A 26,347-nucleotide genomic window follows, 5' to 3' on the forward strand; every position below is an offset into this window, starting at 1 on the left:
CCAGGGAAGAGAGGAAGGACCCCGGATGGACCGTGCCGCCGTGTTCGACGTCGACGGAACCCTCGTCGACACCAATCACCTCCACGTCGTCAGCTGGTGGGAGGCGTTCCGGCAGGCGGGGCACCGGGTGCCCATGCACGCCGTGCACCGCTCCGTCGGCCTGGGCTCCACCGACCTGATCGCCCATCTGCTGGGTGACGACCGCGACACGGACCAGGACGCCGAGCTGAGCGCCGCGCACAAGGCGCTGTACGGCCAGTACTTCGACCGGCTGCCCGCCCTGCCGGACGCGGGCCGGCTGCTGCGGCAGTTGCACCGCGACGGCTGGAAGGTGGTGCTGGCCACCTCGGCGAGCGGTCCGGAACTGAGCGCGCTGCGCCGCGCCATCGACGCGGACGACGTCATCGCCGCCACCGCGAGCGCCGACGACGTCGAGGAGGGCAAGCCGGCGCCCGAGCCGGTCGAGCACGCCCTGGAGCTCGTCGGGGTCCCCGCCGAGCGGGCCGTGTTCGTGGGCGACACCGTCTGGGACATGCTGGCCGGCAGCCGTGCGGGGGTGCGCTGCGTGGGTGTGCTGTGCGGCGGCATCCCGCGCGAGGACCTGCAGAAGGCGGGCGCGCAGGCGGTCTACGACGACCCCGCGCACCTGCTGGCGTCCCTGGCGGACAGCCCGCTGGCGTGAACGTGCCGCAGGTCACCCGCTTGGACCCCCCGGGCCCCGGGATACCCGGCACGGCATGACGCGTGTGAGCAAGGCTGTGCGCCAGGACGTGGACGACGGTGCCGTGACGGGCGGCAGGAGCCCGGTGGGGGCGGTGCGCCGGGAGGCGCAGGCGGTCGGCCGGGCGGTCCGCTCGGCGTGGCGCGGACCGGGCCGGGAGCGGGACCTGCTGGTGCAGTCGCTGAAGGCCGCCGCCGCGGCGCTGCTCGCGTGGCTCGTCGCGCGGGTCTGGCTGGACGACCCGATGGCCCTGATGGCGCCCTGGGTGGCGCTGGTCCTCGTCCAGGCCACGGTGTACAGCTCGCTGCGGCAGGCGGTGCAGCAGCTCGGGGCGATCTGCGCCGGGACGCTGCTCGCGTCCGCGGCACAGGCCGCCACGGGCGACACCCTGGTGGCCCTGGCCGTGTGCCTGCCCGTGCTGATGCTGCTGTCGAACTGGTCCCGCTTCGGCGACCAGGGCATCTACGGTGCGACGACGGCGGTGTTCACCCTGGCCTCGGGCAGTGTGACGGCGGCCGCGGTGGGCCACCGGGTGGGCCAGGCGGCGCTGGGCGCGGTGATCGGCGTGGCGGTGAACGCGTTCGTCCTGCCGCCGATCCACCTGCGGGACGTCAGGGAGAACCTCGCGGCGCTGGCGCGGGAGGCCGGGGACGTGCTGTGCGCGATCGCGGACGGCCTGCGGGCGGAGGACTGGGACGCGGAGACGGCGACGGACTGGTCGCGCCGCTCGTCGGTGATCGAGCACCGCCTTCAGGCCGTGCACTCGGCCCGCCGCTGGAGCCGGGAGAGCCTGCGGCTGACGCACCGGCCGCTGCGCGCGCTGCGGCGCCTGCCCACCGGGGTGCCGCCGGAGGCGGAGGACGAGCGGTGGAGCCGCGTGACCGGCCACATCAGGGCCCTGACCCGGACCCTGGAGGTGGCGGCCGACGACGGCCGGTCGCCGCAGCCGCCCGGCGCCGCGGAGCTGCGGACGTACGCGGACCTGCTGGGGCTGATCGCGAACGCCTGCCACGCGGAGAGCGGCCGTCTGCTGCACGGCGCGGACACCCACGACCCGCAGGACGGGACGGAGACGGCGATGTGGGAGCTGCACGGGCGGCTGGAGTCCGGGCTGCGTGAGCCGGTGGAGCGGGAGGCGGCCCGCACGACGGTCCTCGGGTCCCTGCTGCTGCAGGCGGAGAACCTCTGGGCGGAGGTCGTCACCCCGGCGCTCCACGAGGGTGACGCAGGTCACCGCGGCGAAGGGCGTGCGGCGGAACACCAGCGGGTGGTTTCCCGTTGAACCGTCCGTGGGTGCGGATGGGACAGTGTCCCCGGGCCTCACCTATGGCCCACAGGGACGATCGTTCGGCTGAAGCCCTGTGGAGCGTCTCGCCGCGAGGCGACCGCCATGCGTGCCCACACCTCGACGCCCCGACCGCGATCCCCCCGTCCGGTCGGGGCTTTCTCATGCCCTCGCGCAGCGCGCAGGCGCCGCCGACCCGGCACGCCGCCCGCGCCGGGCGCTTGACTTGATGGTCGCGCCCGGCTGGACCGACGGCAACGGCCGGTCGCTGGACCCGGAGGGCTTCAAGACCCCGCAGCAGGGGCGGCCGCACAGGTCTGGGCGGCGCCCTCGCCCCGGCTGGACGGCCTGGGCGGCGTCTACCTGGCGCGGACTGCGACATCGCCGGGTCCGCGCCCGCGGACGGTGAACGCACCGGCGTCAAGGACTGGGTGACCGACCCCGAGCAGCCGGCCCGCCTGTGGGAGTTGTCGGCGGAGCTGACGGGCGTGGACGCGTTCGCGCACCGCGGCGCCGGCTGACCGGGGCCCGCCGTCCCGGTCAGGCGCCGCCGGGTGAGGTCCCGCCGAGCTCCCGCGCGGTGCGCACGAAGACGTCGTGCAGATCGCGTGCCGCCCGCGGTACGGACTCCGCCCGGCGGCGCCGCAGCACCAGCAGCACCCGGGTGCCGTCGTCGGCGATCGGGCGGCAGGTGATCAGCCCCTGCCGTTCCAGCGGGTCCCCGACGACGCTGAAGTCCGGCAGGACGGTCGCCCCGAGCCCCTCGGCGACCATCAGCTTGCCCATCTCGGCGCCGTCGGTGGAGTACGCGAAGGACGCGGCCCGGCCGCCGAGCAGCCGGTGCACGTAGCGGTGCATCACATAGCCGGAGCGCATGGCGATCAGCGGCTCGCCGAGCAGGTCGTCCACCGTCACCGCGGAGCGCCCGGCGAGCCGGCTGCCGGGCCGCACGCACAGCACGGGCCGTCCGCTCAGCAGTGGCGTCGACTCGAAGCCGGCCGGCATGTCGTCCCCCTCCAGGTGGTTGACCAGGCCCAGGTCCAGACCGCCCTCGGACAACGCCCGGTGGATGTCCGCCTGCTGGGCGCCGACGACCTCCACCTGGGTGACGGGGTGATCGGCGCGGAAGGCCCGGACCGCGGGCACCAGCAGCGGCACGGTCGCCGCGTTGACGGTGCCGACGCGCACCATGCGGCTGACGCGGTGCTGCTCGCCCGCCGCGGCCCGCAGCCGGTCCACCGCCTCCAGCACGCCGGCCATGTGCGGCAGCAGTTCCCGCCCCGCCGCGCTCATCGTGGCACCGGACCGCTTGCGCTCCAGCAGGTCGACGCCGAGCTCCCGTTCCAGATTGCGCACGGTCTCGCTCAGGGCGGGCTGGGACAGGCGCAGTTCCTCCGCGGCCCGGCGCAGAGAGCCGAACCGGGTGACGGCGGCGATGTATTCCAGCTGTTCCGTTCGCACGTCCGCAGAATGCGGTGATTCCGACGCCGCGTTCAAGGGTTTCCCTGTCACGCCTTCGTGAAATTCCATGGTCCGCGATACGAGACCGGTCGGGTTCTCCTTGACGGTCCTCACCGGCTGCTGCCACGATCGACGCCATGAAGAAGCGACTGGACCTCACGCGGCGACGCCACGTCGACCTCGCGCGCGTCTCCAGCGCCTCCTGTTGCGCCGCGGCCTGATCCTCCGGATCCGCCGCCTTCTCTCCCTTCCACGCCGCACCCGCCTGTCCGGCGCCGGCTGCCGCGTCCCCGCTCGCCCCGCCGGCCGCACCACGGCGTTCCGTCGAGTTCTTCCCGGCCCTTCATTCGGCGCGCCCGAAATTCCCGGGCTTTCCGCAACAGGAGTTCCGCATGCCCGCACAGCCCCTGAAATTCGCCTACTGGGTCCCCAATGTCAGCGGGGGGCTCGTCACCAGCAGGATCGAGCAGCGCACCGACTGGGGGTACGACTACAACCGCAAACTCGCCGTGCTCGCCGAGAACAACGGTTTTGAATACGCGCTCACGCAGGTCCGCTACATGGCCAGCTACGGCGCCGAGTTCCAGCACGAGTCGACCGGTTTCAGCCTCGCCCTGCTGCTGGCCACCGAGCGCCTGAAGGTGATCGCCGCCGTCCACCCGGGCCTGTGGCATCCCGGCGTGCTCGCCAAGTTCGGTGCCACCGCCGACCACCTGTCGGACGGGCGCTTCGCCGTCAACGTGGTCTCCGGCTGGTTCAAGGACGAGTTCACCGCACTCGGCGAGCCCTGGCTGGAGCACGACGAGCGGTACCGCCGCGCCGAGGAGTTCATCCGCGCCCTGCGCGCCATCTGGACCGAGGACCACGCCGAACTCGCCGGGGACTTCTACCGGGTGCGCGACTTCACCCTCAAGCCCAAGCCGCTGCGCTCCCCCGCCCGCCCGCACCCGGAGATCTTCCAGGGAGGCAACTCCACCGCCGCCCGGCGGATGGCGGGCCGGGTCTCCGACTGGTACTTCTCCAACGGCAAGGACTTCGACGGGGTCGTCGAACAGCTCCAGGACGTGCGGAAGTCGGCCGCCGAGGCGGGGCGCGGCGCGCCCCGGTTCGGTCTCAACGGCTTCCTCATCGCCCGCGACACCGAGGCGGAGGCCCGGCAGACCCTGCGTGACATCGTCGCCCGGGCCGACACGGAGGCCGTCGAGGGATTCGGCGCGGCCGTCAGGCAGGCCGGCCAGTCCACCGCAGACGGCAAGGGCATGTGGCAGGACTCCGCCTTCGAGGACCTCGTCCAGTACAACGACGGCTTCCGCACGGGCCTGATCGGCACGCCCGAGCAGATCGCCGAGCGCATCGTCGCCTACAAGAGGCTCGGCGTCGACCTCTTCCTGCTGGGCTTCCTGCACTACCACGAGGAGGTGGAGTACTTCGGCCGGCGCGTGCTGCCCCTCGTCCGGGAACTGGAGGCCCAGCTCCCCGACGCCGGCGCCGAGGCGGGGTCCGTCCCCGTCTCCGCCTGACCGTCCCCCCTACCCCACCCGTACCGCGAGAGAGGTCACTCCATCATGAGCACCGCCACGCCCACCGACTGGCAGACCCGCCCCGCCCCGCGGACCGCGCGGGAGTGGATCGCCCGCGCCGCCGAGGTCGCGGCCGTCCTCGCCACCGACGCCGCCGCACGCGACCGCGCCGGCGCCACCCCGTACGCCGAGGTCCGGCTGCTGAAGGACTCCGGCCTGGTCACCCTCCTCGGCCCGGTGGAGCACGGCGGCGGGGGCCAGGACTGGACCACCGCCTACCGCGTCGTCCGGGAGGTCGCCAAGGCCGACGGCTCCATCGGGCAGCTCCTCGGCTACCACTACCTGTGGAACTGGGCCGCCCGCCTCGTGGGCACCCGCGAGCAGTGGGAGCACGTCGAGGCCGAGGCCGCACGGGGCCGCTGGTTCTTCGGCGGCGCGGTCAACCCGCGCGACGAGGACGTCGTCGTCACCGAGGACGGCGACGACCTCGTCTTCACCGGCCGCAAGTCCTTCTCCACCGGCAGCAAGGTCTCCGACGTCACCGTCCTGGAGGGCGTCTTCGAGGGCACCGACCGGCACGTCTTCGCCATCGTGCCGTCGGACTCCGAGGGCCTGACCTTCCACGACGACTGGGACAACATCGGCCAGCGGCTCACCGAGAGCGGCGGCGTCACCCTCGACGGGGTGCGCACCCCGTGGTCGTCGGCGGCGGGCCACGTCGGCAAGGAGTTCCAGCCGCGCGTCGACAACACCCTCAACGTCCCCACGATCCAGCTGGTCTTCGTCAACTTCTACCTCGGCATCGCCGCCGGCGCGCTGGAGACGGCGGCCGCCTACACCCGCACCAGGTCGCGGTCCTGGCTGCACGGCGGCCACGAGCGCGCCGTCGACGAGCCGTACGTCATCGACCTCTACGGCGACCTCACCGCCAAGCTCTGGGCGGCCGAGGCGCTCGCCGACGCGGTCGCCGCCGAGGGGCAGAGGCTCCACGACGACCCGGACGCCGTCACCGAGCAGGCACGCGGCGAGTTCGAGGTGCGGGTGGCCGCGGTCAAGGCCCGCGCCACCGACGTCGCCCTGGAAGTCACCAGCCGCATCTTCGAGGCCACCGGCGCCCGCTCCACCGCCACCGCCGAGGGCCTGGACCGCTTCTGGCGCAACGTCCGCACGCACACCCTGCACGACCCGGTCGCCTACAAGCGGCGCGAGGTCGGCCGCTGGGTCCTCGCGGGCGAACTGCCCGAACCCACCTGGTACTCCTGACCACCCGCCCGACGGGGCGCCCTCCCCGGGGCGCCCCCTTTCGGAAAGAAGCCCCATGGCCACCGTCCTGTCCCTCTCCGGCAGCCCCTCCGTCTCCTCCCGCACCAACCGCCTGCTCCGCCACCTGGACCAGCGCCTGGCCGGGCAGGGCCACGAGGTGATCCCGCTCGACGTGCGCACCGTGCCCGCCGAGGCGCTGCTCGGCGCGGACTTCCGCCACCCGGCGATCGTCGAGGCCACCGAGCTGGTCGCCCGTGCCGACGGCGTCGTCGTCGGCACCCCCGTCTACAAGGCCTCCTACTCCGGTGTCCTCAAGGCGCTGCTGGACCTGCTCCCCCAGTACGCCCTCACCGGCAAGACGGTGCTGCCGCTCGCCACCGGCGGGACCACCGCGCACGTGCTGGCCATCGACTACGCCCTGCGGCCCGTCCTCACCTCGATGGGCGCCGCGCACGTCGTGCCGGGCTGGTTCACCCTCGACACGGACATCACCGTGCACGACGACGGCTCACTCACGGTGGCGCCCGCCGCGAACGAGGCGCTCGGCCGGGTGCTCGACCAGTTCTCCGCGGCCCTCGGCCCGGTGTCCCTGCCGGCCGCGGCGGGCCGGGCGGCATGACAGCCGCCCATGTGATCGCGGACGACGCCGAGGCCGTGGCGGTCGCCGCCGCGCTGGCCGACGTGTTCCGGGCGGGCGCCGGTGAGCGCGACGCCGCCCGGAGGCTGCCGCGCGAGGAGGTGGAGCGGCTGTCCGCCTCCGGGCTGCTCGCCGTGACCGTGCCCGCCGAGCACGGCGGTGCGGACGTCGGCGCGCAGACCCTGGCGGAGATCTTCCGGCTGCTCGGCTCGGCCGACGGCAGCCTCGCCCAGATCCCGCAGAGCCACTTCGTCTACGTCCAGGTGATCCGCCGTCAGGGCACGCCGGACCAGCAGAAGTTCTTCTTCGCCGAGGTCCTCGCCGGGCGCCGGTTCGGCAACGCCCAGTCGGAGGCGGGCACCCGGCACGTGCAGGACATCCGCACCCGCCTGGAACCGCGGCCCGACGGCTCCCACCTGCTGAACGGCGTCAAGCACTACTGCACCGGCGCCCTGTTCGCCGACTGGATCCCCGTACTGGCCCGCGCCGGGGACGGCACCCCGCACGTCGCCTACGTGCCCCGGGACGCCCCGGGGGTGACCGTGGCCGACGACTGGGACGGCATGGGCCAGCGCACGACCGCCAGCGGCACCGTCCGCCTGGTGGACGTGCCCGTGCCCGCCGACCGGGTCGTCCCGCACCACCTGACCTTCCAGGGCCCCCAGTTGCACGGGGCGGTGGCCCAGTTGCTGCACGCGGCCATCGACACCGGCATCGCGGCGGGCGCGCTGGACGAGGCCGCCCGCTTCGTGCGGACCAGCAGCCGGCCCTGGTTCGAGAGCGGCACCGAGTCCGCGGCCGAGGACCCGCTGCTGATCCAGCGGTTCGGCGAGCTGGCCCTGGAGGTCCGTACGGCCGAGGCGCTGCTGCGGGAGGCCGCCCGCACCGTGGAGGCGTCTCGCGCCCGTCTGACCGACGACTCGGCGGCCGAGGCGTCGATCGCCGTCGCCGCGGCCAAGGTGGCGGCGGCCCGGGCGGCGGTGGAGGTCGCGGGCGCCCTGTTCGAGGTGTCCGGCACCCGCTCGGCGCTCGACTCCCTGAACCTGCACCGGCACTGGCGCGACGCCCGCACCCACACCCTGCACGACCCCACGCGCTGGAAGATCCAGCACATCGGCCGGTACGCGCTGAACGGCACCAGACCGCCCCGCCACGGGCTGCTCTGACCGGCGACTCACGATCGGAGAACGACGTGTCCCTGACCTTCCACTGGTTCCTGCCCACCAACGGCGACAGCCGTCACGTGGTCGGCGGCGGCCACGGCACCCCCGCCACCGCCTCCGGACGGGACCGGCCGCCGACGGTCGCCTATCTGAGCCAGATCGCCCGCGCCGCCGAGTCGCTCGGCTTCACCGGCGCGCTCACCCCGACCGGCGCCTGGTGCGAGGACGCCTGGCTGACCACGGCCCTGGTCAGCCGGGAGAGCGAGCGCCTGAAGTTCCTGGTCGCCTTCCGGCCCGGTTCGGTCTCCCCGACGCTGGCCGCGCAGATGGCCTCCACCTTCCAGCGGCAGACCGGCGGCCGGCTCCTGCTGAACGTCGTCACCGGCGGCGAGAGCCACGAGCAGCGCGCCTACGGCGACTTCCTGGACAAGGACGCCCGCTACCGCCGCACCGGCGAGTTCCTGCACATCGTCCGGCAGCTGTGGGAGGGCCGCAGCGTCGACCTGGACGGCGAGTACCTCCGGGTCGAGGACGCGAGGCTGGCCCGGCTGCCCGATCCGGTACCGGCGGTCTACTTCGGCGGCTCCTCGGCGGCGGCGGGGCGGGTCGCCGCCCGGCACGCCGACGTCTACCTCACCTGGGGCGAACCGCCCGGGCAGGTCGCCGAGAAGCTCGCCCGGGTCAGGGCGCTGGCGGCGGAGGAGGGCCGCACCCTCCGTTTCGGCATCCGGCTGCACGTCATCACGCGCGACACCGCCGAGCAGGCGTGGGCCGAGGCGCACCGCCTCCTGGCCGGCTTCGACGCGGAGACCGTCAGGAGTGTCCAGGCCGGGCTCGCCCGCAGCGAGTCCGAGGGCCAGCAGCGGATGCTCGCCCTGCACGGCGGCGGGCGGGAGGGGCTGGAGATCCATCCCAACCTGTGGGCCGGGATCGGCCTGGTGCGCGGCGGGGCGGGGACGGCCCTGGTCGGCAGCCACGACGAGGTCGCCGACCGGATCGAGGAGTACCACGCCCTCGGCATCGACGAGTTCGTGCTGTCCGGGTACCCGCACCTGGAGGAGGCCTACTGGTTCGGTGAGGGGGTGCTGCCGCGGCTCGCCGCGCGGGGCCTGTGGCGGCACCCGTCCGGCGGGCAGGAGACCCCCTCGTCGCTGGTGCCGTTCGCGAGCTGAGGCGGCGTCGCCGGAGCGGGGCGATCCGGCCGTGCTCCGGCCGGGGCCGCGCCCGTAGGCGGAGCCGGATCGTTGTCCAGCCGGGGCCGGATCGGCGCGCGGTGCCGCGGGCCACCCGGGTGCTTCCGCGCCGTTGCCGGTTGGGCGACCCGGCGGCGGGGCAGGCGCATGGGCAGGTTCACGGCAGGAGCCGGCCGGAGTCCAAGGAGGAGCGTCACGTGAGCACCTACGTCATCACCATCCCGGGTACGTTCCTGCGCGGACTGAGCGCCGATCAGCGGGACGGTCTCACCCACAGGCTGCGGCGGGCCGATCCGCACCGCACGTCCCTGGGGCGGCAGGAGGACCTCGACCTGCTCACCGTCAACGACGACAACACGTTCAGCATCCGTCTGGAAGTGACGGCCGACGACCGCGGCGCGGCGGAGCGGACGGCCAAGCAGGCGGCCGCGGCCGCGCTGCGCGAGGTGGGTCTCGCCGAGGACGACGCCCCGCTCGGCCCCACCACGGTCACCGGCATCGACCACCAGGGCTGACGCCCGCTGCGCACACCGGGGCGAGGCGGCCGCAGGACGCGCGGACCACGGGCGGTACCGGAAGGCCCCTCCCCCCTTCAGGCGCGGAAGGACCCGCCCATGCGGTCAGTTGCCGGAGCCGCCTGAGACGAACGCGCGCAGGTCGTCCGTGAGCCGGTCCGCGTGGGTGGCGAACAGGCCGTGGCCCGCGTCCTCATAGACCTTCAGCGTGCCGTCGGGCACCAGGCGGGCCGTGCGGCGGCCGGTGGTCTCCAGCACGGCCGACGTGTCGTGCGTCCCGTGCACGACCAGCACCGGCAGGTCCAGCTTGGGCAGTTCACCCGCCACGTCCAGGGTGACCATGAGCTCCTGCACGGCGCTCGCCGCGCGCGGGGTGGCCTCCATGCAGCGGCCGATGAGGTGGTGGACGTACGCCTGGGACACCTCGTTGCCGGGCCGGTCCAGTGAGAAGAACGCGTCCGCTCCGTCCGTGAAGAACGCCGCCCGGTCCCGCCGGTACGTCCGGTTGACCGCCCGCATGACGGCCGGATCGGCGCCGTCCGGGTTGTCCGCCGAGCGCGCAACACCCGGCACGATGCCGGCGACGGCGACGAACCGGGCGACGCGCCCCGTGCCGTGGCGGGTCAGGCAGCGCACCGCCTCCGCACTGCCCAGCGAGTGCCCGACCAGGCAGACCCCGCGCAGGTCCAGGTGCTCCAGCAGGCCGTGCAGGTCGTCGGCGAGGGTGTCGAGGTCGTAGCCGTGCCATACGTCGTCGGAGCGCCCGTGTCCGCGCCGGTCCAGCGTCACGCAGCGGTGCCCCTCCTCCGCCAGCGGGAGCGTCTGGTACTCCCACATCTCGCCGCCGAGGTAGGAGCCGGCGACGAAGACCACCACGGGCCCGTCGGCCGGTCCGTGGTCGGTGTAGTGGAGCCGGGTGCCGTCGACGGGGCTCGCGAAGTACGGCATGTGAGGACCTCCCGGGATGCGGTGAAGGGCGGTGAGTGGTACGTCCTCGATGGTTCCGGACGGCGTGCGGGGCGTCGATTACCCGCGAGGTCATGCCCGCCGGCGCGGTGTCCCCGGCCGGTCCCGCAGCCGGCGGCACAGCCGTGCGGTGGCCGCGCGGTGGCCGCGCCGGGACGCCGCCGCGCGCTCGTGTGCATCGGCTCGGCCGGGTCCGGGTACTCGGGCCGTCCGCAGTCCCAGCCGTGAGAGGAGCCGATGGTGAGCAGCGCTTCGGGCAGCAGGGTCGTGGTCACGGGCGCCACCGGCAACGTCGGCACGAGTGTCGTCCGCCTTCTCTCCGAGGACCCCGAGATCGGGTCGGTTCGGGGCCTGGCCCGCCGGATCCCCGAGTGGTCACCGCCGAAGACGGAGTGGTCCGCGGTCGACATCGCGTCGGAGCAGGCTCCCCTCGCCGGGGAGTTCGAGGGCGCCGACGCCGTCATCCACCTGGCGTGGGCGTTCCAGCCGACGCACGATCCGGCGACGACCTGGCGCACCAACGTGCTCGGCAGCATCCGGGTCTACGAGGCGGCGGCCGCCGCGCGGGTGCCGGTGCTCGTGCACGCCTCGTCGGTCGGCGCGTACTCCCCGGGCCCGAAGGACCGCGCGGTGGACGAGTCGTGGCCCACGCACGGGTGGCCGGACGCCGCCTACTGCCGGGAGAAGGCCTACCTGGAACGGACCCTCGACGCCTTCGAACGTGAGCACCCCGACATGCGGGTGGTCCGGATGCGTCCGGCGTTCCTGTTCAAACGGGAGTCGGCGAGCGAGCAGCGCCGCATCTTCGGCGGCCGGTACCTGCCGGGTGCGCTGGCCCGGCCCGAGCTGCTGAAGTTCCTGCCGGACATCCCCGGCCTGCGGGTGCAGGCGCTGCACACGGACGACGCCGCGAGGGCGTACCGGCAGGCGCTGCGCCGCGAGGTCCGCGGCGCCTTCAACCTGGCCGCCGACCCGCCGGTGGACGCCAAGGTGCTGGGCGACATGCTGGGCGCAAAGCCCGTGCGCCTCCCCCGCACGGCGGCCCGCTCGGCGATCGCCGCCGCCTGGGGGCTGCACCTGCTCCCCGCCTCCCCGCACCTCTTCGACGCCGTCCTGCGCCTGCCGCTGATGGACTCCACGCGCGCCCGCACGGAGCTGGACTGGCAACCGGAACGGACGGCGACCGAGACCCTCCAGGAGTTCCTGCAGGGCATGCAGTCCGGCGCGGGCGCGGACACGGCTCCCCTGCACGCGGGCCGGGTCGGCTGACGCCACCGCGCAGAGGTCCGGCGCGCGGAGGTGCCACCGGTATGCGGTGAGCGCCGCATTTTCCCCTGGCTGGACTCACGATGTCACGCCTGGGACCTGTCCGACATGCCGGTCCCACGGCCTGTCGTTACGTTCGTCGCAGGTCGGTCGCCCGGCCGACGTCCGTGAGACAGAGAGAAGTGACATGCCCACGCGCACCTTTGCGGTGGCCGCTGCCGGCGTAGGCACGGCGGTCATCGCAGCCACCGGTATCACCTATGCCGCCGCCCTCGGAGAGCCGGCGTCCCGGTCCGTCCACCAGCCGGCCGCACCTGCCCACCAGCCGGCCGCACCCGCCCAACGGGCGGCCCAGCCCGCCCAACGGGCGCCCCAGTCCGAGCAGCGAGCCGCCCCTGCCGCGGCTCCGGCAAGCGGGGAGAAGGGCGAGGACCGCGACCGCGAAGGCGGCGGACGCGACGACGACCGCAGGCAAGGAGGGTGGATCCACTTCAACGAACGTTCCTATTCCGCGTCCACCGAGGGCTGCGTCACCGCGGCCAGCGGACTGGGCTCCAACAGCTTCAACATCTACAACGACAGTTGGCGGACCGTCGAGGTCTACCGCGGCTTCACCTGCGACAACGGCGCTCCGGTCGCCACCGTGGGTCCCCATGGCGCCACCAACGGCGTCGTCACCCGTACCGTCGAAGGGGCCCTGTTCGGTGACGACGGCGTCGTGGGCAGCTTCCGGGTGCTCGGCGACCACGACGAATGGTGACAGGCCCGGTCAGATGCCGAACGCAGCGGCGTAGCGGACGATTCCACTGGGAAGCGGATGGCCGGCGTCGAGACCGAGTGCCATCGAGGCGTCATCCGGAACGTCGATGGTCACGCCGATGCCGTGGTCCGAGGCACGGGTGAACCCGAACCGGGGATACGACGGGTACCCGAGGACGACGACATGGTGTTCGCCCAGTGACCTTGCTGCGGTCAGAGCCGCGCGGACGGCCGCGCTGCCCGCACCGGTCCGCTGCCGTTCCGGGTGAACGGCGCAGGGCGCCAGGCACAGGGCCGGTGTGGTGTCGATGTGGCAGCGGGTCAGCAGGGCGTGGCCCAACGGGCGGCCGGTCCCGTCCGCCCGACGAGGGAAAAGCCGTCGATCCAGGCGATCGGTTCGGCGCGCAGGACGTCGACGAGGTCGGCCTCCAGAGCGGTGGGGAAGGCGGCGAGGCAGATGTCGCGGACGGCGGGGATGTCGGCGCGCGTTTCGGCGCGCGTGATCCAGGTGTCGGCCGTGACGGCCAGGAATCCCTGCCAGGAGCTGTTCGTGTGGTTGTCCCGCGAGCTCACGCTCTCAGCGGGCAGGTACGAGGGTCAGGCCCCGGCCAGGGACGTGAGGGAGACCCGAACGCTGCGCACAGTGGCCCTGAGCGCGGTCATCAGCCTCACCTCCTCGATCCTGAATTCCTGGTCGCACACGAACACGGCAACCACACAGCGTCCGAGTGCCCACCCCTGTCGAGCCGGCCTCGTGTTTCCCAAGTGATGTCGAGGGAGTGATGTCGATGCGCTGTCCATTCGTGGCGACCAGAGCCGAACGATCCGTCACCTCTCAGCGCGGGCACCGGTGGCTCGTCGGTCGCCGGGTCGCCGGTGCCGGTTGTCGGGGCGGCTTCGCCGCTTGTCAGTCGGAGGGCTCGTCCGGGGTGGGGTGGTCGGTGTGTGCCGTGTCCGCCCGGGTGTCGCCTCGCCGTCCGGTGCCCGCCACGTCCGTGTCGGGGACGTCGGTCGCGGGTTCGGCCTCTCGGCCCTCCTGCCGCTCGTCGCCGCCCTCACGGTCCGGGGCGACCTCCCAGCGGTCCTCGTCGGCGCCGGCCTGCTGGTCCGGCATGTCCCGGGGAACGGGAGTGCCGTTCTCACCGGGGGCCTCGTGGCGGTGATCGGCCACGGCGTTCTCCCTTCACGTTCGTCGAACCCGACGCGAGTACCAACGAGGTGACCTGCGAAACCTCCTGCCGGCCAGGCGGCGCCGGGGGGTGTGCGGTCCGCGCCGGCCGCGGGCCGGGGAGCCGGTGGGCCGTCGGCGCGGCGAGGGCGTGCGGGCGGTGCCGGGACGGCCCCGCCGTCAGCCGTGCTGCCCTCGCAGCGTCCGCATCTGCTCCTCCAGCGGGGCCAGGCCCACGTCCCGGCGGCGCTCGTCGACCGTGCCGGGACGGCGGACCGGGTAGGGGCGGAGCGTCACCGGGTTGACCCTCGTGCCGTAGAACTGCGGCTCGCCCAGTTCCACGGCGCAGTGGTCGGCGATGTAGGCGAGGTGGACGGCCGGGCAGCGGCCGTCGGCCGTCGCCTGGGCGATCAGATCGCGGCAGAGGAGCCGGAAGCGCAGCTCGGGGGCGTGCAGCAGGATCATCAGGGCCGCCGTCGACGCTTCCAGGCCGACCAGGTCGGCGGCCGGCCAGCCGTACCGCCGGACGATCGCCTCCAGGGCCTCGCCGTTGGCCCGCCGGCACTCGGCGACGCGGCGGCGGCGGTCCGGGCCGGGATCGGCACCGGCCAGCCGCATCAGCTCCCGGGACTCGTCGGCCCGGCGCACGAGTTCGGCCGCCAGGGCCGGGCCCGCTGCGACCTCCGTGGCCGAGCCCGTCCCGGGCCCCGGCGCCGGGGCGGGCGCGGGCGGCGTCCCCGCACCGGTCTCCCCGGCCGGCGCCCCGCCGGTCACGGCCTCCGCCACGTACTCGGGTCTCCTCACGGCGTGGCAGCCCGCGGTCGCAGCGTGAACCACACCCGCTTGCCCGGGCGTCCCGGCTCGGGCGGCGCCGTGCCCCAGTCGTCGGCGAGGGCGGCCACGATGGCGAGCCCGCGCCCCGACTCGGCGGCCGCGTCCGCCGTCCGCCGCCGCGGCCGGGCCGGCGACGGGTCGGCCACGGTCACCCGCAGGGTGTGCGCGCGGCACTCGAGGGTGACGGTGACCGTGTCCCGGGGACCCCTCCCGGCATGTTCGACCGCGTTGGCGAACAGCTCGTCCGTCGCCAGGACGGCACTGTCGATCTGGTCCGCCGGCAGCCGCAGCCAGACCAGGTGGCGGGTGACCATGCGCCGCACGGCCGACGCCCAGCAGGGGTCGGCGGGCACGGTGGAACACAGGCCGACCGGTTCCCCGCCGCCCGTGCCGCCGGGCCGCCGGGCCCCGCCGGCCGTGGGCCGGCCGGCCGTCGTCCGCGGGGAGGCGCCGGACAGCGGCGCGTCCGTGACGGCGGCGGCCGCCGCCCTGCCGCCGCCGACGGGGCCCTCGCCGGGACTCCTCAGCTGTCCGTCGGTCACCGTGGCCATCCAGGTCTCGCCTCGTGGTCGGGTACGGCCGGGGCCGCACCTGCCGGGACGTCAGTTCCGGTGCCACCGGGCCCGGTCGACCGCCGAGGAGCGGGTCTGCGGGCGGCAGCTCTCCCGGATCACTATGGTCTGCGGCACACGCACCCGCAACCTGCATCCTGATAATTTCAGAACGAGCGGCACCAACCTGTCTCTGTCGTCGGCGCCATGGCACACTGCACGCTGTGACGGCCCTTCCGGGAGGTGGCACGTGAGCGAGAACCGCTCCGGCGGCAGTGCGCCCACCGTGCTGCGGATGGTCCTCGGCAAGCGTCTGCGTCACCTGCGGGAGCGGGCCGGGGTGTCCTTCGACGAGGCGGCACGGGCCATCGAGGTGACGGCGCTGACCGTCCGCCGGATCGAGAAGGCCGAGGTCGGGCTGCGCATCCCGTACGTGAGGGAACTGCTGCGCGCCTACGGGGTCCCGGCGGCGGAGATCGACGGCTTCCTCACGCTGGCGAGGGAGGCCAACAAGCCGGGGTGGTGGTACAAGTACCGCGACGTGCTGCCGGACTGGTTCAGCGCGTACGTCAGCCTGGAGAGCGAGGCGAGCGTCATCCGCCTCTACGAACCCCACTACGTCCCCGGCCTGTTGCAGACGCACGAGTACGCCACCGCCCTGATGCGCACCGGTTTCCCCAACGAGTCCGCGGAGGAGATCGAGCGTCGTGTGGCGCTGCGCCTGAGGCGCCAGGATCTGCTCGCCAAGCCGGACGCCCCGGCCGTCTGGGCCATCCTGGAGGAGACGGTGCTGCGCCGCCCGGTCGGCGGCGTGGAGGTGATGCGGGCCCAGCTCGACCGGCTCGCCGAGGTCCTGGAGATGCCGAAGGTGCGGATCCAGGTCATGCGCCTGTCCGCCGGGGCCCACCCGGGCGCCTTCGGGCCCTTCCACCACTTCCGCTTCGGATTCTCCGAGCTGCCCGACGTCGTCTACACCGAGAACCTGGCCGGCTCGGTCTACTACGACCGTCCCGACGACGTCGTGACCTACCTCGAGGTGCTCGACCGGATGTCCGTGCAGGCGGAGCCGGTCACCCGGACCAGGGACATCCTGGCCGAACTGCGTAAGGAGTTGTGACCATGGGATCGAAGGACCCGCTGAGCAGCAGCGTGCCCGCCGGCGCGCTGGGCACCGAGGGCTGGGAGAAACCCTGGAGCGGCACCAACGGCGGCTCCTGCGTCGAGGCCAAGCGCCTGCCCGACGGCAGGGTCGCCTTCCGGCAGTCCACGGACCCCGAGGGGCCCGCCCTCGTCTACACCCGCGAGGAGATGATCGCCTTCCTCGCGGGTGCCAAGGCCGGCCTGGCGGACTTCCTGGTCGCCTGACCGCCGTCCGCCACCCACCGCATCCGGCCCGCCGGATCGTCAACTCGCCCACCTGCAACACCCGTTGTCGCTAGGTTGGAGGGCAGACCCCCCTGACGCACGGCAGGAGATCTCCCATGGCAGACGGCCGCCCGAACCAGGACGCGTTGTCGAAGATAGACACGACGGTGCCGCATTCGGCCCGCATCTGGAACTACTGGATGGGCGGCAGGGACAACTACGAGGTCGACCGGGTCGCGGGCGACGCCTACCGCAAGATCGCGCCCACCATCGAGACGATGGCCCGCGCCTCCCGCCAGTACCTGATCCGCGCCGTGACGCTGGTGGCCGGCGAGTTCGGCGTCCGGCAGTTCCTCGACATCGGCACCGGGCTGCCCACCTACGACAACACCCACCAGGTGGCCCAGCGCATCGCCCCCTCGTCGCGCGTCGTCTACGTCGACAACGACCCCCTGGTGCTGCGCCACGCCCAGGCCCTGCTCACCAGCACCCCGGAGGGCGTCACCGAGTACATCGACGCGGACCTGCACCGGCCGGAGGAGATCGTCGAACGGGCGCGGCGCGTCCTGGACTTCCGCCGGCCGGTCGCCCTGATGCTGATGGGCATCCTCGGCCACGTCCAGGACGACGAGGAGGCGACGTCGATCGTCCGCCGCCTCCAGGCGGCCCTGCCGCCGGGCAGCTACTTCGTGCACTACGACAGCACGAACACCGACGAGGCGCTCCAGAAGGCCCAGCAGGGGTACGACGACACCGGCGCCGTCCCGTACGTGCTGCGCAGTCCGGACCGGCTCGCCGCCTACTACGAGGGCCTGGAACTGCTGGAGCCGGGCATCGTGTCCTGCCCGCTGTGGCGCCCCGAGCCCGGCACCGCGCCCGAGCCCACCGACATCTACGGCGGCGTGGCCCGCAAGCCCTGAGTCGCTCCGGTGCCGCCCCGGGCGGCCGGCGGGCCGGTCAGGGGCGCCGTGCACCGCGTCCCCCGGGAGTCAGGGCGCCGTGCGCAGGAAGTCCCCCAGCCCCTGGAGCAGCCGGTCGACGTCCTCCTCACAGCTGTACGGGGCGAGGCCCACGCGCAGGCCGCCGGTGTCCCCGAGCCCCAGGTGCCGGGAGGCCTCGAGGGCGTAGAAGGAACCGGACGGCGCGGCGACGGCGCGCCCGGCCAGGTGACGGTGGGCGTCGGCGGTGCTGCGGCCCTCGATCGTGAGCAGCAGGGTGGGTGTGCGCCGGGGCGCCCGGCCGTGCACGGTGATCTCCGGCAGCGCGGCGAGTCCCGCCTCGATCCGGCGGCTCAGGACGCTCTCGTGCTCCTCCAGCGCGGTCATCGAGGCCAGCAGCCGTTCCCGCCGCGTGCCGCGGGCCTGGGGGTCCATGCCGGCGAGGAAGTCGACGGCGGCACGGGTGCCGGCCAGCAGTTCGTAGGGCAGCGTTCCCAGTTCGAAGCGCTCGGGCACCGCGTCGGTGGAGGGCAGCAGCTTGTCCGGGTGCAGGGTCCGCAGCAGGTCGGGGGCGGCGGCCAGGACGCCGAGGTGGGGGCCGAGGAACTTGTACGGGGAGCAGACGTGGAAGTCCGCGCCGAGCCCGGCGAGGTCGACGGGGCTGTGCGCCGTCGCGTGCACGCCGTCGACGTGGACGAGAGCGCCCCGGTCGTGGGCGAGGCGGGCGATCGCCGGAACGTCCGGCCGGGTGCCGATCAGGTTGGAGCCGGCGGTGACGGCGACCAGCCGGGTGCGGTCGGACAGCTGGGCGGCGACGTGCTCGGGGGTCAGGTCGCCGGTGGCCGGGTCGAAGTCGGCCCAGCGCACGACGGCTCCCACGGCCCGGGCCGCCTGCACCCAGGGCCGGATGTTGGCGTCGTGGTCCAGCCGCGTCACGACGACCTCGTCTCCGGGTGACCAGGTGCGGGCCAGGGTCCGCGCGAAGTCGTAGGTCAGCTGGGTGGCGCTGCGCCCGAAGACGATGCCGCCCGGGTCCGCGCCGAGCAGGTCGGCCATGGCCTGCCGGGCGCCGGCGACCAGGTCCTCGGCGTTGCGCTCGCCCAGGGTGACCGCTCCGCGGTTGGCCAGCGGGGCGGCGAGGGCCTGCGCGACGGCCTCGATCACGGGCTGCGGCGTCTGGCTGCCGCCCGGACCGTCGAAGTGGGCCCACCCCGCCGCCAGGGCGGGGAACTGCGCACGGACGCCGGCGATGTCGTGGCTCACGGGAAGGCTCCTTCGGACGGCGCGGTGTCTGTCGGCGACCATGATCCCCGCCGGTCCGGACGACGGGACGCCGGGACCCGTTCTCCCCGGCCGGGACGCGCCCCGGCCCGGCACCCCACCGCTGGCGCCGCGCCGGGCGGCCGCCCCTGCCGCCCGGCGCGCCCGGACGGCGCGACTCCACCGCGCGCCGCCGGACGGTCGCGGGCCACGCCACCGCGGCCGGCCCCGCGGGAGGTCCGGCCGGTGCGTCGACGGGTCCCGCCTCACGAGGCCCAGTGTCAGGGGGCGGCCGACACGAGGCCCGGCTGTCGGGCGGGCCCCGCCGCCACCAAACCCGGCCGCAAGGCGAGCCCCGTCATCACCAGACCCGGCCGCAAGGCGAGCCCCGCCGCCACCAGACCCGGCCGCAAGGCGGGCCCCGCCGCCACCAAACCCGGCCGCAAGGCGAGCCCCGCCGCCACCAGACCCGGCCGCAAGGCGAGCCCCGCCGCCACCAAACCCGGCCGCAAGGCGAGCCCCGCCGCCACCAAACCCGGCCGCAAGGCGAGCCCCGTCATCACCAGACCCGGCTGTGAGGCGAGCCCCCGCCCGACCGCGCCGCTCCCCCGGCTCGACAGGGACCGCGCCCCGCGGGACTCCTACCGGGCCGCGCTCCACCGCAGGTGCCCCCGCCCCGCCGCCCCCGGCGGGCCGTTCCGCTCAGGAGGTGCGTTCCTCCAGCGCGGTCCGCCAGGCCGGGAGCCGGGCCTGCGGCGCCGGCTCCGTGCGGCGGCCGCCGTCGGCGAAGAAGTCGGCGAGCGGCAGGATCGCGGCGCCGACGGTGACCGCGTCGGGACCGAGCCGGCCGAGCTCGATCGTGACCTTCTCGGCGGGGTGGCGCAGGGCATACGCCGTCGCGTGGTGGCGCACCGCGGGCAGGAAGCGGGAGCCGAGCTGGAGGCCGGCCCAGCCACCGATGAGGATCCGCTCGGGCTGGAAGAGGTTGATCAGGTCGGACAGCCCGGCGCCCAGGTACTCCGCGGTCTCCTCCAGCACGGCGAGCGCCACGGGGTCCGCGGCGGTGCCCTCGGCCGGGTAGGCGGCCGACAGCATCGCGGTCAGCGCGGTCTCCTCGTCGGTGTCCCGCGGCGGGTGCCCGCCCTCCTCCCGCCAGCGGGCCAGCAGCGACTCGGCTCCGGCGTAGGCCTCCAGGCAGCCGAGCGCGCCGCACCGGCAGCGGCGGCCCCGCACCCGTACGGTGAGGTGTCCCCACTCGACCGCCCGGCCGTGGTCGACGTCGGGGGTGACGAGGCAGGCGCCGACACCGGAGCCGAAGAGCACCACGAGCGCGTTGCGGGCACCGCGCCCGGCGCCGAACCACATCTCGGCCTGGCCGAGGGTCCTGGCCCCGTTGTCGATGAGGTAGGGGACGCCGTCCGGGAGCAGCGAGCCGGTCCGGAGCAGGGCCTCCAGCGGCACCGCGTTCCAGCCGATCGTCTGCCCGTGCACGACGGCGCCGCGGTCCGGGGTGCGCTCGACGATGCCGGGGACGCCGATGCCGACGCCGATCAGCCGCTCGGGCGGCAGGTCCGCGGCGGCCAGGACCTCGGCGATGCCGTCACGGATGTGGCCCGTGATGACGTCGACGTCGTAGCGCTGCGGCTCCAGGGGGCGCTCGGTGCGGGCCAGCTCGGTGAGGGTGAGGTCGAACAGCTCGATCCGCACCCGGGTCTCGCCGACGTCCACGCCGATCATGTGGCCGCTGGCCGGGGCCACGCGCAGCAGGGTGCGCGGGCGGCCACCGTCGGAGTCGACGCTGCCGGCCTCCTCGACCAGGCCGTCGGCGACGAGGTCGGCGACGACGTTGCTGACGGAGCCGGAGCTCAGGCCGGTCGCCGGGCCCAGTTCGAAGCGGCTGAGCGGGCCGTCGAAGTACAGCCGCTGGAGCACGGCCGTGCGGTTGCCCCGTCTCAGATCGCGCACCGTGCGCCCGTTCCGCCCCGCCATGTGGCCCCCTTCGAACCCTGTTCACAACCCGGCCCGAGCTGCAACATACCGTCGGAAGCCGTCCTGGCGCGACTTCCGCGAGCCCTTCGTCCAGGCAATAAATTAAGACCTGATGCGATCATCCGTCCCGGCCGGGCAGGAGCGGGACGGTCACGGACGGTCCGGTCCGCGCCCACCCGGACGGGCACGCGTACGGGTGGGGCCCGCACGCGCACCACCGGGCCGGCTCGTGGGCCGTCACGGGCGGACCACGCCATCAGGCCGTCCGCCTCCGCGCGCGCGGACGTCGCGGCGGCGGACGCCACCGGAAAACCGTTGGATGTTCCGCACCGCGCCTGTTTACCCTCGGCAGGTACCTAACCCCTCTAGGTTTCGACTCCCTCGGGTGTCGTTCCCGGTCATCTCAGGAGCCCTCCCATGAGATCACTCACCGAGCAGGACATCCGCGGCTCGTTCGTCAACTGCTCCAAGGGCGAGGCGAAACGCTTGACCCTCCCCCGCGACCTCGCCGAACGGCCCTGGGACGACCTCGACTTCCTGGGCTGGCGGGACCCCGGCGCGCCCGACCGCAGTTATCTGGTCACCGAGCGGGAGGGACGGCTGGTCGGCGTGGCCCTCCGGTTCCCCTCCTCCCAGCGGGGCTTCCTGCACCGCAGCATGTGCTCGCTGTGCCTGACGACGCACCGGGGCGGCGGCGTGTCCCTGATGACGGCACGCAAGGCGGGCGCGGCGGGCCGCGAGGGCAACTCGGTCGGCGTGTACATGTGCACCGACCTCGCCTGCTCGCTGTACGTGCGCGGCAGGAAGGTCCCCGACTCCGGGGCACGCTTCGAGGAGAGCCTCACGCTGGAGGAGCAGATCGCCCGGACGACGGGGAACCTCTTCGCCTTCCTGGACAAGCTCGCCTCCTGACAACTCCCGCGCCCAGCAGCCCTCGTGGCGCGGGACGAGCGCGAGCGGGCCGAGAGGTTCCCTGACGTGCACGTTCGAGCGTACGCGAAAGGGGAACAGCGCAAGGGATGCAAGGTGTACGTGAATGGACATCGTCGGTCGTACGTGTCGTCAAGCGCCATCGGGACCCCGTGGTCGTGCAGGCTCTGCGGTCGACGACCGCGGCGACCATCGCCTACGTCATCGCCAAGTGGCTCAGCCCCGAGCCGGCGCCGCTGACCGCCCCGCTGACCGCGCTGCTCGTCGTCCAGGTGACCCTCTACTCCACCGTGACCACCGCCGTCCGCCGGGTCAACTCCGTGGTGGCGGGCGTGCTCGTCGCGATCGCCTTCTCCCTGCTGGTGGGCCTGACCTGGTGGAGCCTCGCCCTGGTGATCATGGCCTCGCTGGCCGTCGGGCATCTGGTCCGGGCCGACGAGTTCGTGGTCGAGGTGGCGATCAGCGCCATGCTGGTGCTCGGTGTCACCACCGTCGGCAGCACGGCCTGGATCCGGGTCCTGGAGACCCTCATCGGCGCGTCGGTCGGCATGGCCTGCAACCTGCTGCTCGCCCCGCCCGTGTGGACCGAACACGCGGGCGAGTCGATCGAGGGCCTGGCGCGGCGGGTGCGGCAGCTGATGCGGCGCCTGGGCGAGGAGGCGGCCGACGGGGTGCCCGTGGAGCGCGCGGCGGCCCGGCTGCACGAGGCACGCCGGCTCGACCACGAGATCACCGAGGTCGACGCCGCGCTGCGGCAGGCCGAGGACAGCCTCCGGTTCAACCCGCGCGTGCGGGAGGGCCTGCTGTACCGGGTGGTGCTGCGCACCGGCCTGGACACGCTGGAGATCTGCACGGTCGTCCTGCGGGTGCTCGCCCGCACCTTCACCGACCTGGCGAAGGAGCGGCAGCCGGAACCCCTGTTCTCCCGTCAGACGGGCGCCGTGGTGCAGCAGCTGATGTGCGAGGTCGGGGACGCCGTGGTCAGCTTCGCGGTCCTGGTCACCACCGACGTCAGCGTCAGCGCCGAGTCGGCGGAGTCCCGGCTCACCAGCGAGCTGCGGCAGGCCGGGGCCACGCGGGACAAACTGGCCCAGCTGCTGCTGGAGGAGGTACAGCGCGACGCCGGGCACTGGCACCTGCTCGGCGCGGTGCTGACCGAGGTCAACCGCATCCTCGACGAGATGGACACCGTGCACCGCTCACGCCGGCTGATGGAGGAGCTGAACCGCCACACCCGGGCGCGGCGCGAGCGCATGCCGCGTCTGACCCGGCTCCGGGACCGGCTGGGGGTGCCGGTCCGGCTGCGGCGGAACCGCGAGGACGCCGCGCGGCGTTCCCTGTGACGAGGGCACCGGGCGCGGCTACGGTGCCAGGGCCTCCCCAGGGGACGGGTATCCGCCCGTCCGGCGACCAGGAGGCGACGAGGGAGGGGAGCGGACGCATGACGGACACGAGCGTGCGGATCGACGGGAACACCTTGCGGCTGCCGGGCGGCGTGGCGGTGCGGTTCGTGCGCACCCTGCGGCTGCCGGAGCAGGGCACCCATCCGCTGCCGCCGGGGCTCGGCGAGTTCCCCGTGCGGCGGGTGGCGGACCACCCGGACACGGTGCCCGGGGAGTGGCGGGCCCGCGGCGGGGTGATGCTGCCGGTGTACCTGCGCGAGGCCATGTGGCTGAGTTTCACGGGGACGGCGAAGCCGGCCGCGCTGCAGGTCGGGGTGGGCAAGGTCTGCGCGGTCTCGGGCCGGCCGTGGAGCGGCCGGCTCTCCCGCGACCCGCAGAACTACCTGGTGCTGCCGCGCCAGCCCTGGCTGGACGGCATCAACTCGGGCAAGGGGACGGTCCGCCAGTTCGTGGCCGTGCCGCTGGGGCTCGGGGCCACGGTCGAGGGCCAGGTCACCGGCGAGGAGGTCTGGGGCGGCGTCCAGCTGCAGTCCTTCCCGCTCAAGGACGGGCCACTGGCCAGGTGGCGGGAGGAGGAGCGGCGGCGCCGGGCGGAGCGGGAGCGGGCGTCCGTGCAGCCGTTCGGCGGCGCGGGGCCGATGGCGGCCCCGCCGGCGCCGGGCGGGCCCCCGGCCTTCACGGGCGGGCCCGGTGCGGCGGCGCCGGCCGCCGCACCGCGCGCTGCCCGGCCCCGGGCGGCCGCGGCCATGGGGCTCGGGGCCGGCGGCTCGATGCGGCAGGAGGTCTACCGCGACGACCGGCCCCTGACCGACTGGGCCGAGGAGCCGGCCGGGCGTGTGTTCGTGCACCTGGTGACGCCGCCGGAGTGGCGCCGCATCACCGGTGAGGCTCCCCCGCCGTCGCCCGTGGACCGGGCGGCGTACACCCGGGCGGGGCTGCCGTGGTTCGACTACTACGACGAGGACGCCCAGGACCTGGCCCCGGCCGACGCCCTGGAGACCGTCAAGCCGGTCGGCGACTGGATCGGCGACGACCACGAGCCGTGGCAGCAGCCGTCGCCCCACCAGGTGACGCCGCTGAAGGACGCGTCCGGCAAGCCGGTGACGGACGGGGACTGGTAGCCCCGCCCGGCACTCGGCCACGGAACGGCGCCCGGTGCCGCACTTGCCCGGCAGGTCGCGTGCACGCCAAGGTGGCTGTCACGACCGAGGCAGTCGACCACCTGGGGTGCGGGCATGGGCAGGGATGCGGAGGCGTCGCGCGGCGGCTGGAGCAGGCGCCGGTTCGTCGGCGCCCTGACGGGAGCGGCCGCCGTGGCGGCGGTTCCGGCACCGGCGGCCCCCGGTTCCGGAACCGGCGAGGCGGCGGCCGGGCCGCCGGCAGCCGCCCCGCCCGCGCCCGGGCCTGCCGCGGGCGCCGGGCGCCCGGCGGGCGAGCCGGGCGGTCCCCGCCCGCTGTACCTGGGGACCTACACCTCCGCCGAGGGCGGCGGCGCCGGTGTCGGCGTGGCCGTGTACGACCCGGTGACGGGCGCCGTGACCGGTCGGGGCACGATTGCCGGCGTCGGCGACCCGTCGTACCTGGCGGCGCACCCGGACGGCCGCACGCTCTACGCCGTCGACGAGCGCGAGGACGGCGGGGTGACCGCGGTGCGCCGCGCGGACGGCAGGGTGCTCGGCACCCGCGGCACCGGCGGAGCCGGCCCCTGCCACCTGTCCGTGCATCCCGGCGGGCGGTGGCTGCTCAGCGCGAACTACCGGTCCGGCAGCGTGGCCGTGCACCCGATCGCCGCCTCCGGCGCCCTCGGCGAGCGCATCGACCTGGTGACGCACTCCAGTCCGCCGCCCGGGCCGGGACAGCAGGGCCCGCACGCGCACCAGATCGTCACCGCCCCGGACGGCGGTCACGTCCTCGCGGTCGACCTCGGCACCGACACGGTCTACACCTACCGCCTGGACACCCGTGCCGGCCGGCTCACCGAGGTCGCCCGGGCGCACACCCGGCCGGGCGCCGGTCCCCGCCATCTCGCCTTCCACCCCGGCGGGCGGTACGCCTACCTCGCCAACGAGGTGGACGACACCGTCGCCGTCTGCTCCTACGATCCGGCCACCGGCCGGCTGGACGTCGGCGCGCCCCAGTCCACGGGCTCGGCCGGAGGCACGAACTACCCGGCGCAGATGCTGGTGACGGCCGACGGCGCCCACGCCTACCTCGCCAACCGCGGGCACAACAGTCTCGCCCGCTACGCCGTCGAGGGCGGCGGGGCCCGGCTCCGGCTCCTGGACACCGTGCCGGTCGGCGGTGACTTCCCCCGGCAGATCGCGTTCTCGCCGGACGGCGGGCTGCTGTTCGCGGCGAATCAGAGGTCGGGCACGGTCAGCGTCTTCCACGTGGACCGGGCGAGCGGCGCGCTGCGGCCGGCGGGTGAGCCGTTCGCCTCACCGGTCGCGGTCTGCGCGCTGCCGCTGTAGGGCACGGGGGCAGCCGGCGGCGCCCGCCCGGGCCAGCAGGACGTGCATGCGCTCGGTGAGCTGGGCGACGTCGTCGGCGGGCGCGTGGAAGGGCAGGCGCACGTCGCCGTGGCCGCGGGCGCGCTCGATGCGCAGGGTCAGTCCGTGCCGGTCGACGGCGAGCGGCTGGACGCGCACCGCGCCGTACAGGCTGTCGGGTCCCACGAGGCGGGTGAGCCGCTGGACGGCCTCGGCGTGGGCGTCGGCGAGGTGGGTGAGCAGCGCGGCCTCCGCCGCCGCGAGCGGGTCGGGCCGGGCGGCGGCGAACTCGTCGAGGCCGACCAGGACGGCGCCGGACGGCTGCCGCAGGACCACGCGCGAGGGCACGAAGGCCGACCGGCCGTCCTCCGGGACGAAGCGTCCCGCGAGCCACAGCCGGGCGCGGACGCGGTCGCGTACGGGGACCGGTGAGACGTCGGCGAGTTCCAGCACGGCGGGCGGCTCTCCGCGCGGCGCGCAGATCGCGGCGGCGTGCAGGACGCTGTCCTCGGGCACGTGCAGGAGCACGCGGCCGTCGCCGTCCACGGTGTGCGCGCCGACGTACTCCTCCCGGACGCCGTGTGCGGTCACCGCGCAGGACCACGCCGCCGCGAGCACCGACCGGGCGCGCTCCGCCGAGCCGGGCACGGCCGCCCACGTGTCACCCATCC

At 74.5% G+C, this 26,347-nt stretch carries 26 protein-coding genes and 2 pseudogenes; 19 read left to right on the forward strand and 9 right to left on the reverse strand.

The features are described from left to right. The first annotated feature begins 25 nt into the window (after nt 1-25). The 3 genes and pseudogenes from ABZ920_RS03050 to ABZ920_RS03060 form a co-directional block, all read left to right on the forward strand. Nucleotides 26-682 carry an HAD family hydrolase gene (locus ABZ920_RS03050; RefSeq protein ID WP_361498151.1) on the forward strand — a complete coding sequence of 219 codons (657 nt, stop codon included), beginning with the start codon at nt 26-28 and terminating at the stop codon, nt 680-682. 55 nt (nt 683-737) lie between these two features. Continuing rightward, a complete protein-coding gene (locus tag ABZ920_RS03055; protein ID WP_361498153.1) occupies nt 738-2,003 on the forward strand; it encodes an aromatic acid exporter family protein in 1,266 nt (421 codons plus the stop codon). 235 nt (nt 2,004-2,238) lie between these two features. Continuing rightward, nucleotides 2,239-2,527 (forward strand): annotated as a pseudogene (locus tag ABZ920_RS03060) (oxidoreductase); the annotation flags it as partial. A 19-nt stretch (nt 2,528-2,546) separates the two neighbouring features. On the opposite strand, the gene ABZ920_RS03065 reads toward ABZ920_RS03060, so the two are convergent. Beyond that, nucleotides 2,547-3,467 (reverse strand): LysR family transcriptional regulator, encoded by a 921-nt coding sequence (locus tag ABZ920_RS03065; RefSeq protein WP_361498155.1) that lies wholly within the window; start codon nt 3,465-3,467, stop codon nt 2,547-2,549. A 137-nt stretch (nt 3,468-3,604) separates the two neighbouring features. Here ABZ920_RS03065 and ABZ920_RS03070 point away from each other — a divergent pair, with 137 nt between their 5' ends. From ABZ920_RS03070 to ABZ920_RS03100, 7 genes are all read left to right on the forward strand, one after another. Then, nucleotides 3,605-3,688 carry a putative leader peptide gene (locus ABZ920_RS03070; RefSeq protein ID WP_361066375.1) on the forward strand — a complete coding sequence of 28 codons (84 nt, stop codon included), beginning with the start codon at nt 3,605-3,607 and terminating at the stop codon, nt 3,686-3,688. Between the two features lie 171 nt (nt 3,689-3,859). Next, nucleotides 3,860-4,987 (forward strand): dimethylsulfone monooxygenase SfnG, encoded by a 1,128-nt coding sequence (sfnG, locus tag ABZ920_RS03075; RefSeq protein ID WP_361498157.1) that lies wholly within the window; start codon nt 3,860-3,862, stop codon nt 4,985-4,987. A gap of 45 nt (nt 4,988-5,032) precedes the next feature. After that, nucleotides 5,033-6,250, forward strand: a complete 1,218-nt coding sequence (locus ABZ920_RS03080) for an acyl-CoA dehydrogenase family protein (RefSeq protein ID WP_361498159.1) — start codon at nt 5,033-5,035, stop codon at nt 6,248-6,250. Nucleotides 6,251-6,305: 55 nt separating this feature from the next. After that, nucleotides 6,306-6,869 carry an NADPH-dependent FMN reductase gene (gene ssuE / locus ABZ920_RS03085; protein WP_361498161.1) on the forward strand — a complete coding sequence of 188 codons (564 nt, stop codon included), beginning with the start codon at nt 6,306-6,308 and terminating at the stop codon, nt 6,867-6,869. Then, a complete protein-coding gene (locus ABZ920_RS03090) occupies nt 6,866-8,053 on the forward strand; it encodes an SfnB family sulfur acquisition oxidoreductase (protein WP_361498163.1) in 1,188 nt (395 codons plus the stop codon). Before ssuE ends, ABZ920_RS03090 begins: the two co-directional genes overlap by 4 nt. A gap of 26 nt (nt 8,054-8,079) precedes the next feature. Then, on the forward strand, nt 8,080-9,222 hold the full coding sequence (locus ABZ920_RS03095; protein WP_361498165.1) for an LLM class flavin-dependent oxidoreductase: 1,143 nt from the start codon (nt 8,080-8,082) through the stop codon (nt 9,220-9,222). A gap of 218 nt (nt 9,223-9,440) precedes the next feature. Continuing rightward, the gene (locus ABZ920_RS03100) at nt 9,441-9,758 is read left to right on the forward strand and encodes a hypothetical protein (protein WP_361498167.1); all 318 of its coding nucleotides are present in this window, start codon (nt 9,441-9,443) and stop codon (nt 9,756-9,758) included. A gap of 105 nt (nt 9,759-9,863) precedes the next feature. Here the strand turns inward: ABZ920_RS03100 and ABZ920_RS03105 are convergent, their stop codons facing one another. Beyond that, a complete protein-coding gene (locus ABZ920_RS03105; RefSeq protein WP_361498169.1) occupies nt 9,864-10,706 on the reverse strand; it encodes an alpha/beta hydrolase in 843 nt (280 codons plus the stop codon). Nucleotides 10,707-10,964: 258 nt separating this feature from the next. On the opposite strand from ABZ920_RS03105, the gene ABZ920_RS03110 reads away from it, so the two are divergent. Together ABZ920_RS03110 and ABZ920_RS03115 are read left to right on the forward strand one after the other, a co-directional pair. After that, nucleotides 10,965-11,993 (forward strand): SDR family oxidoreductase, encoded by a 1,029-nt coding sequence (locus ABZ920_RS03110; RefSeq protein WP_361498171.1) that lies wholly within the window; start codon nt 10,965-10,967, stop codon nt 11,991-11,993. Between the two features lie 184 nt (nt 11,994-12,177). Continuing rightward, nucleotides 12,178-12,750 (forward strand): hypothetical protein, encoded by a 573-nt coding sequence (locus ABZ920_RS03115; RefSeq protein ID WP_361498173.1) that lies wholly within the window; start codon nt 12,178-12,180, stop codon nt 12,748-12,750. Between the two features lie 9 nt (nt 12,751-12,759). Here the strand turns inward: ABZ920_RS03115 and ABZ920_RS03120 are convergent. From ABZ920_RS03120 to ABZ920_RS03135, 4 genes and pseudogenes are all read right to left on the reverse strand, one after another. Further along, nucleotides 12,760-13,277: pseudogene (locus ABZ920_RS03120) on the reverse strand (N-acetyltransferase). A gap of 379 nt (nt 13,278-13,656) precedes the next feature. Continuing rightward, nucleotides 13,657-13,920, reverse strand: a complete 264-nt coding sequence (locus ABZ920_RS03125; protein WP_361498175.1) for a hypothetical protein — start codon at nt 13,918-13,920, stop codon at nt 13,657-13,659. 177 nt (nt 13,921-14,097) lie between these two features. After that, nucleotides 14,098-14,535 (reverse strand): DUF6624 domain-containing protein, encoded by a 438-nt coding sequence (locus ABZ920_RS03130; RefSeq protein WP_361498372.1) that lies wholly within the window; start codon nt 14,533-14,535, stop codon nt 14,098-14,100. A 182-nt stretch (nt 14,536-14,717) separates the two neighbouring features. Beyond that, the gene (locus ABZ920_RS03135; protein WP_361498177.1) at nt 14,718-15,302 is read right to left on the reverse strand and encodes an ATP-binding protein; all 585 of its coding nucleotides are present in this window, start codon (nt 15,300-15,302) and stop codon (nt 14,718-14,720) included. A gap of 250 nt (nt 15,303-15,552) precedes the next feature. Between ABZ920_RS03135 and ABZ920_RS03140 the strand changes: the two genes are divergently transcribed. The 3 genes from ABZ920_RS03140 to ABZ920_RS03150 all read left to right on the forward strand — a co-directional run bounded on the left by ABZ920_RS03140 (nt 15,553) and on the right by ABZ920_RS03150 (nt 17,587). Next, nucleotides 15,553-16,419, forward strand: coding sequence for a helix-turn-helix transcriptional regulator (locus ABZ920_RS03140; protein WP_361498179.1), 867 nt, complete (start codon nt 15,553-15,555; stop codon nt 16,417-16,419). Nucleotides 16,420-16,421: 2 nt separating this feature from the next. After that, the gene (locus ABZ920_RS03145; protein WP_361498181.1) at nt 16,422-16,667 is read left to right on the forward strand and encodes a DUF397 domain-containing protein; all 246 of its coding nucleotides are present in this window, start codon (nt 16,422-16,424) and stop codon (nt 16,665-16,667) included. A 116-nt stretch (nt 16,668-16,783) separates the two neighbouring features. Continuing rightward, nucleotides 16,784-17,587 carry an SAM-dependent methyltransferase gene (locus tag ABZ920_RS03150; protein ID WP_361498183.1) on the forward strand — a complete coding sequence of 268 codons (804 nt, stop codon included), beginning with the start codon at nt 16,784-16,786 and terminating at the stop codon, nt 17,585-17,587. Between the two features lie 69 nt (nt 17,588-17,656). Here the strand turns inward: ABZ920_RS03150 and ABZ920_RS03155 are convergent, their stop codons facing one another. Further along, nucleotides 17,657-18,868 (reverse strand): cysteine desulfurase-like protein, encoded by a 1,212-nt coding sequence (locus tag ABZ920_RS03155; protein WP_361498185.1) that lies wholly within the window; start codon nt 18,866-18,868, stop codon nt 17,657-17,659. A 699-nt stretch (nt 18,869-19,567) separates the two neighbouring features. Further along, nucleotides 19,568-20,854, reverse strand: coding sequence for an ROK family protein (locus ABZ920_RS03160; RefSeq protein WP_361498187.1), 1,287 nt, complete (start codon nt 20,852-20,854; stop codon nt 19,568-19,570). Nucleotides 20,855-21,271: 417 nt separating this feature from the next. Between ABZ920_RS03160 and ABZ920_RS03165 the strand changes: the two genes are divergently transcribed. The 4 genes from ABZ920_RS03165 to ABZ920_RS03180 all read left to right on the forward strand — a co-directional run bounded on the left by ABZ920_RS03165 (nt 21,272) and on the right by ABZ920_RS03180 (nt 25,658). After that, nucleotides 21,272-21,766, forward strand: a complete 495-nt coding sequence (locus tag ABZ920_RS03165) for an FBP domain-containing protein (protein ID WP_361498189.1) — start codon at nt 21,272-21,274, stop codon at nt 21,764-21,766. Nucleotides 21,767-21,873: 107 nt separating this feature from the next. Further along, the gene (locus tag ABZ920_RS03170) at nt 21,874-23,127 is read left to right on the forward strand and encodes an aromatic acid exporter family protein (RefSeq protein ID WP_361498191.1); all 1,254 of its coding nucleotides are present in this window, start codon (nt 21,874-21,876) and stop codon (nt 23,125-23,127) included. A gap of 98 nt (nt 23,128-23,225) precedes the next feature. After that, a complete protein-coding gene (locus ABZ920_RS03175) occupies nt 23,226-24,308 on the forward strand; it encodes a hypothetical protein (protein ID WP_361498193.1) in 1,083 nt (360 codons plus the stop codon). Between the two features lie 114 nt (nt 24,309-24,422). Continuing rightward, nucleotides 24,423-25,658 (forward strand): lactonase family protein, encoded by a 1,236-nt coding sequence (locus tag ABZ920_RS03180; protein WP_361498195.1) that lies wholly within the window; start codon nt 24,423-24,425, stop codon nt 25,656-25,658. On the opposite strand, the gene ABZ920_RS03185 is transcribed toward ABZ920_RS03180, so the two are convergent. Beyond that, nucleotides 25,626-26,345 carry a DUF2470 domain-containing protein gene (locus tag ABZ920_RS03185; RefSeq protein WP_361498197.1) on the reverse strand — a complete coding sequence of 240 codons (720 nt, stop codon included), beginning with the start codon at nt 26,343-26,345 and terminating at the stop codon, nt 25,626-25,628. The genes ABZ920_RS03180 and ABZ920_RS03185 overlap by 33 nt on opposite strands. Nucleotides 26,346-26,347: the final 2 nt, after the last annotated feature.

This window comes from Streptomyces sp. NPDC046831, assembly GCF_040645305.1.
Classification (GTDB): domain Bacteria; phylum Actinomycetota; class Actinomycetes; order Streptomycetales; family Streptomycetaceae; genus Streptomyces.

What these genes read in the sequence shown, in the direction of transcription:
- ABZ920_RS03050 (WP_361498151.1), top strand. Translation starts at nt 26, where the DNA reads ATGGACCGTGCCGCCGTGTTCGACGTCGACGGAACCCTCGTCGACACC.
- ABZ920_RS03055 (WP_361498153.1), top strand. Translation starts at nt 738, where the DNA reads ATGACGCGTGTGAGCAAGGCTGTGCGCCAGGACGTGGACGACGGTGCC.
- ABZ920_RS03070 (WP_361066375.1), top strand. Translation starts at nt 3,605, where the DNA reads ATGAAGAAGCGACTGGACCTCACGCGGCGACGCCACGTCGACCTCGCG.
- sfnG (WP_361498157.1), top strand. Translation starts at nt 3,860, where the DNA reads ATGCCCGCACAGCCCCTGAAATTCGCCTACTGGGTCCCCAATGTCAGC.
- ABZ920_RS03080 (WP_361498159.1), top strand. Translation starts at nt 5,033, where the DNA reads ATGAGCACCGCCACGCCCACCGACTGGCAGACCCGCCCCGCCCCGCGG.
- ssuE (WP_361498161.1), top strand. Translation starts at nt 6,306, where the DNA reads ATGGCCACCGTCCTGTCCCTCTCCGGCAGCCCCTCCGTCTCCTCCCGC.
- ABZ920_RS03090 (WP_361498163.1), top strand. Translation starts at nt 6,866, where the DNA reads ATGACAGCCGCCCATGTGATCGCGGACGACGCCGAGGCCGTGGCGGTC.
- ABZ920_RS03105 (WP_361498169.1), bottom strand. Translation starts at nt 10,706, where the DNA reads ATGCCGTACTTCGCGAGCCCCGTCGACGGCACCCGGCTCCACTACACC.
- ABZ920_RS03115 (WP_361498173.1), top strand. Translation starts at nt 12,178, where the DNA reads ATGCCCACGCGCACCTTTGCGGTGGCCGCTGCCGGCGTAGGCACGGCG.
- ABZ920_RS03130 (WP_361498372.1), bottom strand. Translation starts at nt 14,535, where the DNA reads ATGCGGCTGGCCGGTGCCGATCCCGGCCCGGACCGCCGCCGCCGCGTC.
- ABZ920_RS03135 (WP_361498177.1), bottom strand. Translation starts at nt 15,302, where the DNA reads ATGGCCACGGTGACCGACGGACAGCTGAGGAGTCCCGGCGAGGGCCCC.
- ABZ920_RS03145 (WP_361498181.1), top strand. Translation starts at nt 16,422, where the DNA reads ATGGGATCGAAGGACCCGCTGAGCAGCAGCGTGCCCGCCGGCGCGCTG.
- ABZ920_RS03150 (WP_361498183.1), top strand. Translation starts at nt 16,784, where the DNA reads ATGGCAGACGGCCGCCCGAACCAGGACGCGTTGTCGAAGATAGACACG.
- ABZ920_RS03160 (WP_361498187.1), bottom strand. Translation starts at nt 20,854, where the DNA reads ATGGCGGGGCGGAACGGGCGCACGGTGCGCGATCTGAGACGGGGCAAC.
- ABZ920_RS03165 (WP_361498189.1), top strand. Translation starts at nt 21,272, where the DNA reads ATGAGATCACTCACCGAGCAGGACATCCGCGGCTCGTTCGTCAACTGC.
- ABZ920_RS03170 (WP_361498191.1), top strand. Translation starts at nt 21,874, where the DNA reads ATGCAAGGTGTACGTGAATGGACATCGTCGGTCGTACGTGTCGTCAAG.
- ABZ920_RS03175 (WP_361498193.1), top strand. Translation starts at nt 23,226, where the DNA reads ATGACGGACACGAGCGTGCGGATCGACGGGAACACCTTGCGGCTGCCG.
- ABZ920_RS03180 (WP_361498195.1), top strand. Translation starts at nt 24,423, where the DNA reads ATGGGCAGGGATGCGGAGGCGTCGCGCGGCGGCTGGAGCAGGCGCCGG.
- ABZ920_RS03185 (WP_361498197.1), bottom strand. Translation starts at nt 26,345, where the DNA reads ATGGGTGACACGTGGGCGGCCGTGCCCGGCTCGGCGGAGCGCGCCCGG.